A 14,447-nucleotide genomic window follows, 5' to 3' on the forward strand; every position below is an offset into this window, starting at 1 on the left:
GCCGCCGCGGCGCCAGCAGGCAATCAAATTTGTGTTGACGCGCTAGCACCACTATCATGAGGGGGATACCAATGGCCCCGGGCCTCGGGCGCCTGCTCCCCTTTCCTCCTATAGGCTTTCAACGCAATGGGTGAGAAACAACAAACCACGACGCCAAACTCCCCCAGCCGCCGCGGGTTCCTGGCTGCCTCTGGCGCCGCTGTCGCGACGGCCAGCCTGGCCAGCCGGGCGATGGCGGTAGCGCCGCACACCTTCGGCGACGACACCATCAAGGTCGGCCTGGTTGGGTGCGGCGGACGCGGCAAGAGCGCCGTCCAGCAGATCATCAACACGCCCGGACCGATCAAGGTCGTGGCGTTGGCGGACGCGTTTGAGTACCGCATCAAAGAGGCCATCAACAGCTCCAACGCGGCCGCACGGGACAAGCTCGGCTCGGACGGCGGCAACGTGCAGGACATCGTGGACGTCCCGGCCGAGCGCCAGTTCGTCGGGCTCGACGCCTACAAGGGCCTGCTGGAAACCGACTGCGACCTGGTGGTGCTGGCGACACCGCCCGGCTTCCGCCCGGTGCAGCTCGAGGCCGCGGTCAACGCCGGCAAGCACGTGTTCACCGAGAAGCCGCTGGCGGTCGACGCCCCGGGCGTCCGGCGCGTGCTGGCGGCGGGCGAAACCGCCAAGAAGAACAACACGGCGGTGGCGGTCGGCCTGCAGCGGCGGCACGAGCCGAAGTACATCGAGACCATCGACCGTTTGCGCGACGGCGCGATCGGCGACATCATCCTGACCCGGGTCTACTGGAACGGCAGCCCGCTCTGGAACCGCTCGCGTTACGAGCTGGGGCAGCTGCTCGGCCGTCGGCCCAACGAGCTGGAGTACCAGGTCAACAACTGGTACTACTTCAACTGGCTGTGCGGCGATCACATTGTGGAGCAGCACATCCACAACATCGATGTCAGCAACTGGCTGTTCGGCTCGCTGCCCGAGTACGCCTACGGCATGGGCGGACGCGAGGTGCGGACCGGCAAGCAGTTCGGTCAGATCTTCGACCACCACATGGTCGAGTTCACCATGCCGGGCGGCGCCACGATGCTGAGCGCCTGCCGACAGCAGGCCGGCTGCGTCACGAATGTCAGCGAGCACGCCCACGGCACCGCGGGCTCCGCGGACATCTCCGGCGGGAGGATCTTCAAGCCCAACGGGCAGATCGCCTGGAAGTTTGAGGGCCGCAACCCGCAGGGCCACCAGCAGGAGCAGACCGACCTGATCGCGAACCTCCGCAAGGGCGTCATTCAGAACGAGACCGAGTACGGCGCCACCAGCACGATGGCGGCCATCCTCGGCCGGATGGTGACCTACAGCGGCAAGCAGATCCGCTGGGACGACGCCATCGCCTCGGAGATGAGCCTCGCCGGGGACCTCAACAGCTGGGACGCCTCGGCGCCGGTCACGCCGGACGACGAGGGGCGGTATCCCGTGCCGGTCCCCGGGAAAACCCAGGTCGTCTAGGCTGACGGGGCGGGCGGAATCAACTGGCCGAGGGCCGGGGCGTCAGATATAGTAGTGTGACGCCGCGGAAGCGGTCCCCCCTTGGGAAGTGGGGATGTGGCGGAATTGGCAGACGCGCTGGATTTAGGTTCCAGTTCCTTCGGGAGTGCAGGTTCGACTCCTGTCATCCCTACTGCTTCCCAAGAGTTGAGAGTCCCACCCGACGCCACGCCCGGCCCGCCGCTCCCCGCGGCCCCGTGATAGCCGCAGGCAAGGCAAGTCACAGGCAACTCCACGACGAGGATCTAGTATGACGCGACTAGTGTGCGCTCTGGTAGCTACCGCGGTGCTGACAGGAATCTCGGTTCGCCCGGCGAGCGCGATCAAACAGTTCCAAGACGAGTGGATGAAGATCTACGTCGACGACAGCTCGAACAAGGAGTTCGTCGAGGCGGCCAAGGAAGCGAAGTGCTTCATCTGCCACCAGGGCAAGAAGAAGTCCAACCACAACCCCTACGGCATCCACCTGGTCCCACTGCTGACCAAGAAGGACAAGAAGGACGTCGAGAAGATCACCAAGGCGATCAAGGACGTTGGCGCCAAGCACTCGGACGCCAAGGACAAGTCGAGCCCGACCTACGACAAGATCATCGCCGGAGGCAAGCTGCCCGGCGGCACGCTTGAAGAGGCCAAGAAGGAGCCGAGCAAGGCAGCCAAGTAGCAGCTCGCCTTACGCAGCGGCAGAAACCACAAAACACGCAGGCGAGCCCCGGTCTCGCCTGCGTGTTTTCCTTGGCAGGGGAGCCACCCTGTGCAGGGCCAACCGGCCGCCCCCCGGATGAACTCACGCGGCTCAGCCCGCGGCCTCAACCTGCAGCACCACGCGATGCTGACGCGACTCGCCGGGCTGCAGCACGAGCAGGTTCGTTTCCGCCCCGCGGGCCGCGGACCCGAACGGGCTAGGCAGGCACGTGTAGGGCTCGATGCAGATCGCCTCGCGGTGACCCGGGGTGTAGATCACGTAGCACTTGAACTCGTCCCCGCAGGTCTGCGTGAGCCGCACACCGTCGCCGGACAGGCTGCTGGTTGCCTCGCCGCTTGCTGATTGGTTGAGCCGGAACGCGCTGTCGTAAGCCTGGCCCGCTAGCGGCATCCCCGCGGCGAATCCGCGGGACGCGTCGGTTGGGCCGTGCTCCCCGGTGGGGATCATATCCTTGAGTTCCCACTGCGCGTCGACCGGCGCCTGCACCTCGGTTTGCTCCGGATCGCCGCCGCCCAGCGGTAGGCGGAAGTACGCGTGGGTCGCGAGTCCGTAGGGCAACTCCGAGTCGCCGGGGTTGCTGCACGTCACGTCAAGCGTCAGGCGGTCGCCTTCCAGGCGGTAGGTCGCACGGATTGCGTAGTCGGAAGGCCACAGGTCGAGCGTGTCGGGCGCGTCGACCGACCCGACAAACTCGGCGGTCACCTGGTCGCTCGATTGGTCCACGACCCGCCAGGGGCGGTTGAACACGAAGCCGTGGATTGCGTTTCCAAGCGCATCGCCGGCCGGCACCTGGTACTGCTTACCCGCGTACTCGTAGCGGCCCTGCTCGATCCGCCCCGGGAATGGAAACAGGATCGGCGTCCCGCCCGACGACGCTCGCTGGTCGCCCGACTCAAACCCCTCCGGCGCGTACAGCATGGGACGCACGCCGTCTTGGACGACTGCGGACCAGGCGAAACAGTTGAAGCCTTGGCTTACCAGAACCCGGGCCTCGGCTCCGGAAGTGTGAACGAGGGTGGCGATATCGGCGGACATAGCACTCGATCTCGTGATTCAGAGTGTGAACAAATCTAAACTGGTCAGCGACGTGGCTACAGCATGCGCGCGGCCGCGGTCATCAGCAGGGCGGCAAGCACAGCACCAGTGAGGGGGCCGTCGCCCGCCACGCGGCGGGTGCATGCCTCAGCCATCAAGCGGGCCAGCAACCAGAGGGCGCAGGCAACGCCGCCGGCAAAAAGCAGCCCCGATAGAGAGTCCATCGACAGCAGCGATCGAGCAGTCAAGCCCTCCGCGCTGAGCAGGCACCACACGCCCGACAGGAACAATCCCACCGCCCCGACCAGGGCTACCAAGGCGCCCACCCGCGCGTCGCGTGGAATCCCCTCCCCCGCCAATGCCAGCCGCCGAACGACAAGGCCCGCCAGCAGCGCGCTGAGCCCCCAAAAGTGGGCGGTTAGCCCGAGCGGCAGCGGCCGCCAAAGCACGTCCAGGAAGACGTCCCGCGACACGACCGCAGGCCCCGCGAGCCCCGGGTCTTCCGCTAAAAGCCGCAGCACAACCATCATCGTCGGGAAGTGGTAAAGAAGGTTGGTCGACGCCACGACCCCGATCAACCCGTGCAGCACCCGGCGCCCCGCAAGACGCGACCAGGACATCCAGTACACCAGCATCAGTATGGCCGAGAACGCCCACTCGCCCCCAAGCATCAGGTACGCCCGCGACGGCAGTCGCGCCGCGGCGGACTCGTACGCAGGCCAAGCCCCAGCCAGCACGAGCAACGTGCTCAGGCCGCCCGCCAGCAGCCCCAAGAGCAACGCTAACAGGCCGATCCCAGCCAGACGCCGTCGCACGTCCGACGAGAGCGGCAGCACAGCCGCCGCCAGTGGGGCCCCCCCTGCCATCGAGTTGGTCAGCAGGTGCACTACCAAGAACGCGATTCGTGCGGCGTCGAGCATCGGGCGTGGGGCGCCTCCTAGGAGTCTGCCAATCGGCGCCGCCTCGAACGGCCCGACAGGGTTGGATTGTAGCCCGATCCCTCCGGCACGGCAGTGCTTGAGTAGCCTCTCGCCCTCCCCTGAATCGCTGGCGATGGCCGCCCCAGACTGGTAAACTCCTCGATCAAAGCTGCGGCGCCTGCGCCCGGCAATCCGTCCTCGTTCACCGACTCTCGATAGCGTAATGCCCGAAGAGACCCCCACCCCGCAAGCAAACGAGTCCACCGGCGCCGATGTGCAGCCCACACAGCCGGAGGCCCCTGCGGAGCCTGCGGCCGACCGCCCGAGCGAGCGGATCAGGATCGGCAATCAGCGCGAAGGAACGGAAAACAGCCAGCCCGCGATGCCCAAGCCGGTCACGCCGGTCACCAAAAAGGCCGCGGAGCCGACGCCGTCAAAGTACCCACCGCCCAACGTGCGGGCCCAGCTCACCCCCGAACTGGAGGCCGAGCTCGAAGCGGCCCTGGGCGGCCAGTCGCTCGACGCGCTGATCGACGAGTCAACTAGCGAAATCTCGCAGGAGCTTCCGTCCGAGACCCGGGTCACTGGCAGGGTCACGCGGCAGCACGGCGACAGCGTGTTCTTCGATCTTGGCGGGCACCGCGAAGGCGTTGTGAAGCTCCAGCAGTTCGAAGAAGACGCCCACCCAGAAACCGGCGCCGAGATGGAGCTGGTCGTGGTACGGCTGGTGGATGGCTTGTACGAACTTTCTCTGCCCAACGCCGCCGTCGAGGTAGGCGACTGGGACGACGTCTCCGAGGGTCAGGTCGTCGAGGTCGCGGTGACGGGCGTGAATAAGGGGGGCTTGGAGTGCCAAGTCGCTGGCATCAAAGGCTTTATGCCGATGGGCCAGATCTCCCTTTACCGTGTCGAAACCCCGGAAGACTACGTCGGTCAGCGTCTGGCTTGCGTCGTTACCGAGGCCAACCGCGACAAGGGGAATCTCGTACTCAGCCACCGCGCCGTGATGGAGCGAGAGCGAGCTGAGAAACGCGACAAGCTGCTTGCTGAGCTCGCTCCCGGCCAAATCCGCGAGGGGGTGGTCCGCAGCCTCCGCGACTTTGGCGCCTTTGTCGACCTCGGCGGCGTGGACGGCCTTGTGCACGTCAGCAAAATGAGCTGGGAACGGGTCAACCACCCCAGCGAAGTGCTCAGCGAAGGGCAGAACGTCAAGGTCAAGGTCGAGAGCGTCGACCCAGAGTCCGGGAAGATCGGACTGTCCTACCGCGAGTCAGCCGAGAATCCTTGGGACGGCGTCGACGCCAAGTACCCGATCGGGTCCAAGCCAAGCGGGGTCGTCACCAAACTGATGGATTTCGGCGCGTTTGTCCGACTCGAGGCGGGCGTGGAGGGCCTGATCCATATCTCTGAGCTCGCCCACGGACGCGTGATGCGGGCCTCTGACGTGGTGAGCGAGGGTCAGCAGGTGGAGGTCAAGGTGCTGAGCGTCGAACGCGACAAGCAGCGGATAGGCCTGTCGCTCAAAGCACTAACAGCTGGACCTGTGAAGGACGCCAAACCTGCCGACGAAGACCTGCCACTCCCGACAGACGCGCCCAAGGCGCCAACGAAGCACACCGGCACGCTCAAGGGTGGAGTTGGCGCCCCCACGGGCGGCGAGAAGTTCGGCCTAAAGTGGTAGGCGAGCCAACTCGGCTAACCAGCCGAGCTGAGATAGCTGCCTAGCAGCGGTAGCCCATCTTTCCAGGACGAAGCTGTAGCCGCGTTCCCGGCGACTCTCCCTGCGCTCTGGGCAGCCACTGACAAACAGATTCTGCGGGACGGTCCGCTTAAGCCCCCGCGGCAACGCTGGAGTCAGAGGCGCCCGAGATTACAGAAGCGTGGCCTCCAGTATGTCGCCGCGTGAGAATGAAAAGCTCCGTCACCCAAGACTCTGGTGACGCCCTTCCCCTTCGCGCACAAAATAAGGCACGCCTCGCTCCGCGAGGCGTGCCTTTGTCGGATAGATCTCTAAGCGGCCTTGTAGGCTCTAGCTGCGGCGACGAGCGCCAAGAACAGCCAGACCTAGTGCGGCCAGAGCAGCGGCGGCGGGCTCAGGAACAGGATTCAGGTCGCCGCCAGGAATGATCGTGAAGTCCTTCTTGTCGATGAAGGCAGTCGTGTTGGGGTTCGTTTCCGCCGTGGTAACCAAGGTGTCATCGATGACAACGCTACCCTTAGTCGCGTACGAGTTCTGACCGAAGCCAGCGTTCGCAAGAGCCGGGCCGAAGTCAATAAAGAGCTGATTCGTCCAGCCGTTAGTGCCGGGCGAAGTCACAAGATCCCAGCTACTGAATACGCTGCTGGTGATCTTGATGGGGGATGCGAGAGCGGTACCGTCCACGTGGGTGATCTCAACCTCAGCGTAGATACCTGCGCCTGCGGCAGTCGCAGCGGAGCCAGCCCCGAACAATGTCACGCTGCCGGACTCGTTGATCGTGAAGCTGTTGAGCCCTGCGCCGGGAGCGGTCATGAAGTCAAAATTCAACTGACCATCGGTCGTGTCGGCGCCGGGGGATCCGTCCGCCGAGTTCGAGGCGAAAGTCGGATCGAAATCCAAGACGTTGCCGGTGATATCGGGCGCGCCGTAGAGCGGCAGAGCGTCGGTCCCGGAAGACTCGGTGACATCCGTGTACATCACCGCACCCGGCGGGATGTCACTAAAGTCACCGTAATTGATCGGTGCGGAGAACGCGGTGGGAGCAACGAGAAGAGACGCAGCAAAGAGCGCAAGGGTGCGCCCTTGGAAGGATAGCGAGCGAATCATCGAGGACATGAGATCTACTCCGACGTTTGCAGATTCAAATGAGGTTTACTCTGGCAGTCCAGGAAACTCGTCTTCCCGGACCTCGAAGGACATTCACATCAGCGGCGTCGTCATGACGCCGCTCGAATTAAGCACTCGCTGGACAAGTTCAGTGCTGCAAGACCGTGCATTTCGGGCCGATTGAGCAGGCATTCCACGCAATGCGGGCTGCCACCAAGTGCCTAACTCAGGACTCATGATAACGCACGTGCGGGAAATAGCGATAACAATTTCGCTAAAACCCCGAAACTATTCTGCGGTCCGGCGCACCCCAGCTTCCCACTATCCTTACAGGGGCTTACGCCGCCTAGATGACAGGGGTCGCCTCCGCCCTTCCCCTCCTCCGGCAATCGACGTAAGATCCTGGCGGGTAGCACTTTCCGACCTGTCCTCGACGCCACTGAGCGGGCTCTGATGTTGACAATCTCCCTTCCGGACGGCAGTCAACGCCGATTCGAAAAGCAAGTAAACGTACGAGAGGTCGCCCTCGATATCGGCGAAGGGTTGGCCAAAGCCGCCATTGCCTGCGAGGTAGACGGCGTCCAGCGGGATCTCTCCCACCAGTTACCCGCCGACGGCGAGGTTCAGCTCCGCTTGTACACCAAGCGGGATCCCGAAGCGCTAAGCATCATGCGGCACTCGGCCGCCCATGTGATGGCCCAGGCCGTGATGCGGCTATTCCCCGACGTTCAGCTAGCATTCGGCCCGGTTACCGACACCGGCTTCTACTACGACATGCAGCTGCCGCGAGCGCTCAGCGAAGACGACTTCGCTGCGATCGAGGCGGAGATGAAGAAGATCATCAAAGAGGACCTGCCCTTCGAACGGTTCGAGCAGCTCAAGGCCGACTCCATCCAGCTCTGCGAGGAGATGGGCCAGGGCTTCAAGGTAGAACACCTGCAAACCGGGCTAGGCGACGAAGAGTCGGTTTCGTTCTACCGGCAGGGCGAATTCGTCGACCTGTGCCGCGGGGTGCACGTCCCAAGCACCGCCCACTTGGGCAAGGCCTTCAAGCTGCTGAGCGTGGCCGGCGCCTACTGGAAGGGCGACGCGAGCCGTCAGCAGCTCCAGCGTCTGTACGCCACGGCGTTCTTCGACAAGAAGGAGCTGAAAGAGCACCTTCATCGTCTGGAGGAAGCCAAGAAACGCGACCACCGGGTGCTCGGCAAGCAGCTCGACCTGTTCACCATCGACAACAAGGTCGGCTCGGGACTGATTCTGTGGATGCCCAAGGGCGCGACGCTGCGTCAGTGCCTTGAGGAATACATCCGCGATGAGCTTCGGCGACGTGGTTATCAGGCGGTTTACACCCCGCACATCGGGCGGGTTGAGCTCTACGAGACCTCGGGCCATTTCCCCTATTACCGCGAATCGCAGTTCCCCCCGCTCTGCGAGCATGAGGCGGGGCAGCTGGTCGATGTGTTCGTCGAACGCCTGAAGAAGGGTGGGCTCGACTCGGCCGACGAGCAGAAGCTGCTGCAGGCAGCACGAGTGTTGGGCTACGAGGGCGACTACCCTGCTGACGGCACAAACGAGGAAAAAGCCGCCGCGTTGGACGCGTGGGCCCACGAGCACGAGCGGTACCTGCTCAAGCCGATGAACTGCCCGCACCACATCATGATCTACAAGTCCAAGCCGCGCAGCTACCGCGACCTGCCGATCCGGCTAGCCGAGTTTGGCTCGGTCTACCGGTACGAGCAGTCGGGCGAGCTGAGCGGCATGACCCGCGTGCGGGGATTCACCCAGGACGACGCTCACCTGTTCTGCACGGAGGATCAGGTTGCTGAGGAGGTGCGCGGCTGCCTGGAGATGACCCAGGGCGTGCTGCAGTCGCTGGGGATGGACAACTACCGGGTCCGCCTCGGTTTCCGCGATCCCGACAGCACCAAGTACGTAGGCGACTCGGAGGTCTGGGACCGCGCCGAGGCGGCCATCGAGCGGGTGGCCAAGGAGATGAACCTGCCAGGCTGCGAGCCCGAGCCGGGCGAGGCGGCCTTCTACGGGCCCAAGATCGATTTTGTTGTGACCGACTGCATCGGTCGCGAGTGGCAGCTTGGGACCGTGCAGCTGGACTACAACCTACCGAGCGAGGGCCGGTTCGCGCTCGAATACATCGGCCCGGACAACAAGCCCCACCGGCCCGTGATGATCCACCGAGCCCCGCTGGGCTCGATGGAGCGGTTCATCGGGGTGCTGATCGAGCACTTCTCGGGCGCGTTCCCCCTGTGGCTGGCGCCCGAGCAGTGCCGGGTGCTGACCGTCAGCGAAAAGTCCGAGGAATACGGGCGTGAGGTGCAGCAGAAGCTGCTAGCTGCCGGGTTGAGGGCCGAGGGTGACTACCGGGGCGCCAAGCTCGGCGCGAAGATCCGGGAGGCTCAGCTGGAGCTCATCCCCTACATGCTGGTCGTGGGCGAGAAGGACCGCGACAACGGCACCGTCACCGTCCGGGACCGCCAGGATGGCGATATCGGTGCCATGCCGCTCGATGAGGCCATCGCGAAGCTGCAGGATGAGATCGCCCGCAAGGTGGTCCGTCAGCGTCCAGCCGACGACGAGGCGGTCTGAGCCGGCTGCGCTGGCTGGACGGCTGAGGCCGGTTGAGCGGCTCCTCCGGAGCGGAGGGTCGCGCCGGCCATCTGTTGACGCGCTGCCGCATTATGGCCAATACTTCTGGTGACGTAGCGACTTTTCGGCCTGGGTTGAGCGTTCCGGTGGCCGCCGGATCGGCCCAGGACGGTCGCAACAGCAGCCCCGCGACGCCAACCCCTTCGCCCGTCGCCGGGCCGAACGTATCCCCCATCTATTGGAGTTAGCTTGTCTCGAAACCGTCCCGTTGAACGGGCCCCCGATCGCAATCAACAACGTATCAACGAGCAGATACGAATCACCCCCGTCATGGTTGTCACCTCCGATGGTGAGAAGCTCGGGGTAATGGAAACCGAGGAAGCGCTGACGAAAGCCCGCGAGGCGGGCCTGGACCTCGTTGAGGTCGCGCCCGGGGCAAAGCCGCCGGTCTGCCGGATCATGGACTACGGCAAGTTCAAGTACCAGCAGAAGAAGCGTCAGCACAAGGGTCACGTTCACCACAGCCAGAACAAAGAAGTGCGACTGCGGCCGAAGATCGGCGAGCACGACTTCATGACCAAGGTGAACCGCGCGAAGGGGTTTCTTGAGAAGAAGGACAAGGTCGTCTTCAGCGTCATCTTCCGCGGCCGCGAGAACGCCCACGTCGACGAGGGCTTCAAGCTCGTGGAGCGTCTGATTAAAGAGCTGGAAGAGGTCTCGAAGGTCGAGCAGGCGCCCTCCATGCAGGGGCGCCGGATCGTTGTGACGTTCGCGCCGAAGTAGCTGCTTCGGCGATGCCAGCCGCTCGCCGGCGCCGTCAGCGCTAGCACGGCGGGCAGCTGCGGTGTTGCCTCGGATCGAGCGGGCGGATACGATCCGGCCGCTTCATTCCGCTTGCCCGCAGCCGCCTTGCAATGCCCTCGGCAGTCCTCGATCCTAGCGCCGACAAGACCGTGGCCGCCGTTGCGCTCCCGGCCCGGCTGAAGCTGCTGTGCGTGACCACTCTGCACAACGCCGCGGGCTGGATCACGCAGGCGCTCGCCAGCGAGGGCGCGACGCGGGCCAACCTGGAGGAAGCCATCGGCGCGACTTCCGCGCTCGCGCGGTTGCGCGAGGAGGTCTTCGACGCGGTGATGGTGCTTCACGAGCCCGGCATGCTCGACGCGCCCGGGTTTGTTGAGGCGATGCGTGGCGGCGGGCACGACGAGCCCGTTGTCGTGCTGGGCGAGGGCGAGCCGGCGGCCTGCACGGCCGACTGCTACTCGGCCGGCGCCGACGCGTACTGCTGCATCCGCCAGACGACGCCGCGCGTGCTCCTGTGCGAACTCCGCAGCGCGATCCGGCGGTGCGAGCTGGAACGCCAGAACCGCCGCCTGTACGAGGCCGAGCAGCAGCGGCTGACCATCGAGCACCAGGAGGCAGAACGCCTGCTGGCCGAGCAGCGCGGCCTCCTCGTCGAGCTGAACGCCATGCGTTCGGCCGACGACGCTCAAGGCGGGTTCTCTGAGCCCGCCGCCCCAACCGACGGCCGGCAAGGGCGGACCAGCGACCTGCCGGAAGCGTTGGTCGCCAACTACCGCGACGTGCTCCGGGCGTACGTGATCATGGGCGTCGGGAACCTGACAGTCGAGATGTCCAAGCTGGCCGAGCTGCTCGCCGCCGCGGGCGTAGCCGCGCACCGGGCTGTTCAGCTTCACCTGGACGTGCTCGAACAGCTGGTCCGCGGGTTGGGGGCCCGCAGCACCCGTCACGTGATGAACCGGGCCGATCTGCTGATCCTCGAGCTGATGATCCACCTGGCCGACGGGTACCGCCGCCGGTACCGCGACGTTGAAGCCCCGCCCGAGCAGCTTATGCTGCCTGGGTTCGAGTGGATCGGCCCGCGTAGCGAACCACCAGCGTTCGAGCACCCCGCCTAACTGCGGCGTGTCCGCAGGCTCAGCGCCACGTGGCTGGGCGCCCCGTGCCGTGCCGCCTCCGGCGGGCTATCATCGGGTTTTCCCCCGCACGCCCCCGCCTGAAGAGCTATGCCCGAAGCCTTTCCTGGAGACGCAGATACCACGGTCGCCGAGCTGCGGCGCAACATGGCGGCGTTCGTGGAGGAGCGGCAGTGGCGCCACTTCCACTCGCCCAAGAACATCTCGATGGCGTTGGCGGTTGAGGCCGCCGAGCTGCTCGAGCATTTCCAGTGGATGGACTCCGAGGAGTCCCGGCACATCGACGCGGACGCCGAGAAGCTGGCGGCCGTCGCCGAGGAGATCGCGGACGTGGTTGGGTACTCGTTCGCAATCGCCAACGAGCTGGGCATCGACCTCAGCCAGACTATCCGCGCCAAAATGGTCAAGAACGCCCAAAAGTACCCTGCCGAGCAGTTCCAGGGGCGGCACGAGCTCGGGCAGGATGGCAAACCTGTTGGGTAGCCGCCCGCGTCTGGCGATCGTTGGCGCCAGCGTTCGGGCCGCGGCGCAGTCGGCCTCGCGGGCGGGCCTGGACGTGGTCGCGGCGGATCTCTTTGCGGACGCCGATCTCCGAGAAGTAGGCCCGGCGACCCAGATTGAAGACTACCCGAGCGGGTTCTGCAGTTGGCTCGAGGGCGTCGAAGCGGACGCCTGGATGTACACCGGCGGGCTGGAGCGGTGGCCGGCGCTGATCGACCGGATGGCGCGTCTCAAGCCGCTCTGGGGCGTGTGTGGAGCACCGCTGCGCTCCGCACGAGACCTCCAGATACTACATGCGGCGTTGGCCGAGGCCGGCATTGGATTCCCCGAGACACGACCCTCGTCTGCCAGCCTACCGCTGGACGGGAGTTGGCTCTGCAAGGCGGACCGCGTGTGGGAGCTCGATAGACCAAACGCAGCAGCTGCCGGTCTGGAGCGGGGCGCCGTCTACCAGCGGCGGCTTACTGAGCAGCAGGGCCGGCCCGCGTCGGTGGTGTTTGTACTCGGGGACACCTGGGCCCGCACCGTCGGCGTCACCGAGCAGCTCATCGGCCCCCGTCACGGGGCGGCGCCGTTCCAGTACGCCGGTTCGGTTGGTCCGCTAGAGGTTGGCCGCGCGGTGGAGCGTCAGCTCAAGAGGCTCCGCGAGACACTTCGGCACGACTTTGAGCTGCGGGGCGTTGTGGGCGTTGATCTGTGGCTGTCTGACGATGAGTTCTGGGTTCTCGAGGTAAACCCACGCTACACCGCCTCGGTTGAGGTGTTGGAGCTGTCCGGCGCGACGCCGGTGCTGGGGCTGCACAGCTTGGCGTTCGCAAACGAGGCCCCGGCCAACGCTCTGCCTGCATCCCAGCCGGCTCGGGCGCCCGCAAAAAAGCAGATTCTCTACGCCCGCAGGGCCCTGTATGTCCCGGACTCCGTACAGTTAGGGGCCGCGTCGCCCGGAATGGGGGAGAACGCCGCCTGGCTTGCGGACCTGCCTGCGGGCGGTCAGCGGTTCGAACCGGGTGATCCCATCCTGACGGTAATCGCGCGCGGCGGCCTGGCGGAATCCAGTGCATTTGCTCGCTTCGTCGCCGAGACCGAGTCGCGGCTGTACGGGGCAACCCCTACACCAGAATAGAGGAGCGGCGGCGTGAGAATTGGCGTGATCAGCGACACCCACGGCCACGTCGACCTGACGCAGGACGCGGTGAGGATGCTGGAGAGCCTGGAGGTCGAGGCCGTGCTGCACTGTGGCGACGTCGGCGGCGCGGATGTGGTCCGCCAATTCCATCAGTGGCCCACCCACTTTGTGGCTGGCAATTGCGACTACGACCTCGACTCGCTCGGCGCGGCGGTTGATGCCGAGGGCCAGCACTGGCACGGCCAGTTCGCCGATTTGGCATTCGACGGCGTGCGGGTCGCGCTGCTCCACAGCCACGACCGCAAGCGGTTCAAGCAGACCATCCAGGCGGGCGAGCACGAATTGGTGTGCTACGGCCACACCCACGTGGCGGCCATCGACGAAACCGGGCCCGTGATGGTGCTCAACCCGGGCGCGGTGTACCGCGCTAGCAGGCCCTCGGTGGCGGTGGTGGAGCTGAGCCCACTGTCGGCGACCATCGTCCCGCTGTAGCGGCAGCGCGGCGGACGGCTAACCGGCCAATCGGCGAACGCGGTTGGTGGCCGCCTGGCCCACCTCGGCTTCCTCGAAGTAGTACTGCATCAGGTACGCGTCCTCGGTCGAGTCGTCGTAGAAGTCACGCAGCACGGAGGTCGCGCGGAAGTTGCTCTGCTTGAAGAAGAGCTGCGCCTCGAGGTTGGTCTCGCGGACCTCGAGCGAGATCCGTGTCCGACGCTGGCTGGAGAGCTTGCTGATCAGCTTCTCCACCATCTGCCGCCCCACCCCGTGGCGGCGAACGTCCGGCGCCACGGCGAAGTTGAGGATGTGCAGCCGCGTCTTGTGCAGCTCGTAGATCATGAAGGCCACGACCCGCTCGCCCTGCTCGGCCACCATGCCGATGCAGTTGCGCTGACGCAGGCAGCGGACAAAGTCTTCTTCGAACCAGGGGAACTCGAAGCTGCGGCGCTCGATCTCGAGCACCTCGGGCATATCTCGGCGGATCATCCAGCGGATGTGAACGCGGAGCTGCGGGTTACCTTGCACTTTCATACCTGGCCTTCCTCCGTGTCGGCCGCCCCCCGAGCAGCGTGCATTGCGTCCGGGAGTCAGTAGTTGTTGATCGGCGTGGGGGGCAAAGTATCAGAAGGATAAGGGGATGCCAAGTCAGAATAGCCGCCCCCAACAGGGCCCTGCTAGCAGCTCCCGTATCTTGGTGCGACGCGGTATTGACGACCCTACCGGATGTGCGGCGGGCGACCGTTGCGGCGACGCCAGCTTTCCCGCAAGGGCT

Annotated in this window: 13 protein-coding genes and 1 tRNA gene; 10 read left to right on the forward strand and 4 right to left on the reverse strand. The window is 65.3% G+C overall.

Going from position 1 to position 14,447, the window contains the following annotated elements; all coding sequences use genetic code 11:
* Positions 1-126 precede the first annotated feature (126 nt).
* The 3 genes from KOR34_RS14590 to KOR34_RS14600 all read left to right on the forward strand — a co-directional run bounded on the left by KOR34_RS14590 (position 127) and on the right by KOR34_RS14600 (position 2,206).
* Positions 127-1,506: a Gfo/Idh/MocA family protein gene (locus KOR34_RS14590; RefSeq protein WP_146565290.1), complete on the forward strand. Its 1,380-nt coding sequence runs from the start codon at positions 127-129 to the stop codon at positions 1,504-1,506.
* Between the two features lie 90 nt (positions 1,507-1,596).
* Positions 1,597-1,678: transfer RNA gene (locus KOR34_RS14595), tRNA-Leu, on the forward strand.
* Between the two features lie 117 nt (positions 1,679-1,795).
* A complete protein-coding gene (locus tag KOR34_RS14600) occupies positions 1,796-2,206 on the forward strand; it encodes a hypothetical protein (RefSeq protein ID WP_146565291.1) in 411 nt (136 codons plus the stop codon).
* Between the two features lie 132 nt (positions 2,207-2,338).
* On the opposite strand, the gene KOR34_RS14605 is transcribed toward KOR34_RS14600, so the two are convergent.
* On the reverse strand, positions 2,339-3,283 hold the full coding sequence (locus KOR34_RS14605; protein ID WP_146565292.1) for an aldose 1-epimerase: 945 nt from the start codon (positions 3,281-3,283) through the stop codon (positions 2,339-2,341).
* Positions 3,284-3,339: 56 nt separating this feature from the next.
* Positions 3,340-4,203 carry a hypothetical protein gene (locus KOR34_RS14610; RefSeq protein WP_146565293.1) on the reverse strand — a complete coding sequence of 288 codons (864 nt, stop codon included), beginning with the start codon at positions 4,201-4,203 and terminating at the stop codon, positions 3,340-3,342.
* A 223-nt stretch (positions 4,204-4,426) separates the two neighbouring features.
* On the opposite strand from KOR34_RS14610, the gene KOR34_RS14615 reads away from it, so the two are divergent.
* Positions 4,427-5,884, forward strand: coding sequence for a 30S ribosomal protein S1 (locus KOR34_RS14615; RefSeq protein WP_146565294.1), 1,458 nt, complete (start codon positions 4,427-4,429; stop codon positions 5,882-5,884).
* A 348-nt stretch (positions 5,885-6,232) separates the two neighbouring features.
* Here KOR34_RS14615 and KOR34_RS14620 read toward each other — a convergent pair whose 3' ends face one another.
* Entirely contained in the window at positions 6,233-7,018 is a 786-nt protein-coding gene (locus tag KOR34_RS14620; protein WP_146565295.1) for a PEP-CTERM sorting domain-containing protein, read from the reverse strand.
* A 444-nt stretch (positions 7,019-7,462) separates the two neighbouring features.
* On the opposite strand from KOR34_RS14620, the gene thrS reads away from it, so the two are divergent.
* From thrS to KOR34_RS14650, 6 genes are all read left to right on the forward strand, one after another.
* Positions 7,463-9,613, forward strand: a complete 2,151-nt coding sequence (gene thrS, locus KOR34_RS14625) for a threonine--tRNA ligase (protein ID WP_146565296.1) — start codon at positions 7,463-7,465, stop codon at positions 9,611-9,613.
* A 249-nt stretch (positions 9,614-9,862) separates the two neighbouring features.
* A complete protein-coding gene (gene infC / locus KOR34_RS14630) occupies positions 9,863-10,396 on the forward strand; it encodes a translation initiation factor IF-3 (protein ID WP_228714614.1) in 534 nt (177 codons plus the stop codon).
* A gap of 131 nt (positions 10,397-10,527) precedes the next feature.
* The gene (locus KOR34_RS14635) at positions 10,528-11,532 is read left to right on the forward strand and encodes a hypothetical protein (protein WP_146565298.1); all 1,005 of its coding nucleotides are present in this window, start codon (positions 10,528-10,530) and stop codon (positions 11,530-11,532) included.
* A 108-nt stretch (positions 11,533-11,640) separates the two neighbouring features.
* The gene (locus KOR34_RS14640) at positions 11,641-12,033 is read left to right on the forward strand and encodes a nucleotide pyrophosphohydrolase (protein ID WP_146565299.1); all 393 of its coding nucleotides are present in this window, start codon (positions 11,641-11,643) and stop codon (positions 12,031-12,033) included.
* Entirely contained in the window at positions 12,014-13,174 is a 1,161-nt protein-coding gene (locus KOR34_RS14645) for an ATP-grasp domain-containing protein (protein ID WP_146565300.1), read from the forward strand. The genes KOR34_RS14640 and KOR34_RS14645 overlap by 20 nt, the downstream gene beginning before the upstream one ends.
* Positions 13,175-13,186: 12 nt before the next feature.
* Entirely contained in the window at positions 13,187-13,669 is a 483-nt protein-coding gene (locus KOR34_RS14650) for a YfcE family phosphodiesterase (RefSeq protein WP_146565301.1), read from the forward strand.
* Between the two features lie 18 nt (positions 13,670-13,687).
* Here KOR34_RS14650 and rimI read toward each other — a convergent pair whose 3' ends face one another.
* Positions 13,688-14,206 carry a ribosomal protein S18-alanine N-acetyltransferase gene (gene rimI / locus KOR34_RS14655; RefSeq protein ID WP_228714615.1) on the reverse strand — a complete coding sequence of 173 codons (519 nt, stop codon included), beginning with the start codon at positions 14,204-14,206 and terminating at the stop codon, positions 13,688-13,690.
* Positions 14,207-14,447 lie beyond the last annotated feature (241 nt).

Origin of the sequence: Posidoniimonas corsicana, from assembly GCF_007859765.1 — a bacterium.
GTDB lineage: Bacteria > Planctomycetota > Planctomycetia > Pirellulales > Lacipirellulaceae > Posidoniimonas > Posidoniimonas corsicana.

Coding starts and splice junctions, on each gene's coding strand:
- KOR34_RS14645 (WP_146565300.1), top strand. CDS start 12,014: ATGGCAAACCTGTTGGGTAGCCGCCCGCGTCTGGCGATCGTTGGCGCC.
- KOR34_RS14635 (WP_146565298.1), top strand. CDS start 10,528: ATGCCCTCGGCAGTCCTCGATCCTAGCGCCGACAAGACCGTGGCCGCC.
- KOR34_RS14640 (WP_146565299.1), top strand. CDS start 11,641: ATGCCCGAAGCCTTTCCTGGAGACGCAGATACCACGGTCGCCGAGCTG.
- thrS (WP_146565296.1), top strand. CDS start 7,463: ATGTTGACAATCTCCCTTCCGGACGGCAGTCAACGCCGATTCGAAAAG.
- KOR34_RS14615 (WP_146565294.1), top strand. CDS start 4,427: ATGCCCGAAGAGACCCCCACCCCGCAAGCAAACGAGTCCACCGGCGCC.
- rimI (WP_228714615.1), bottom strand. CDS start 14,206: ATGAAAGTGCAAGGTAACCCGCAGCTCCGCGTTCACATCCGCTGGATG.
- KOR34_RS14600 (WP_146565291.1), top strand. CDS start 1,796: ATGACGCGACTAGTGTGCGCTCTGGTAGCTACCGCGGTGCTGACAGGA.
- KOR34_RS14620 (WP_146565295.1), bottom strand. CDS start 7,018: ATGTCCTCGATGATTCGCTCGCTATCCTTCCAAGGGCGCACCCTTGCG.
- KOR34_RS14605 (WP_146565292.1), bottom strand. CDS start 3,283: ATGTCCGCCGATATCGCCACCCTCGTTCACACTTCCGGAGCCGAGGCC.
- KOR34_RS14590 (WP_146565290.1), top strand. CDS start 127: ATGGGTGAGAAACAACAAACCACGACGCCAAACTCCCCCAGCCGCCGC.
- KOR34_RS14610 (WP_146565293.1), bottom strand. CDS start 4,203: ATGCTCGACGCCGCACGAATCGCGTTCTTGGTAGTGCACCTGCTGACC.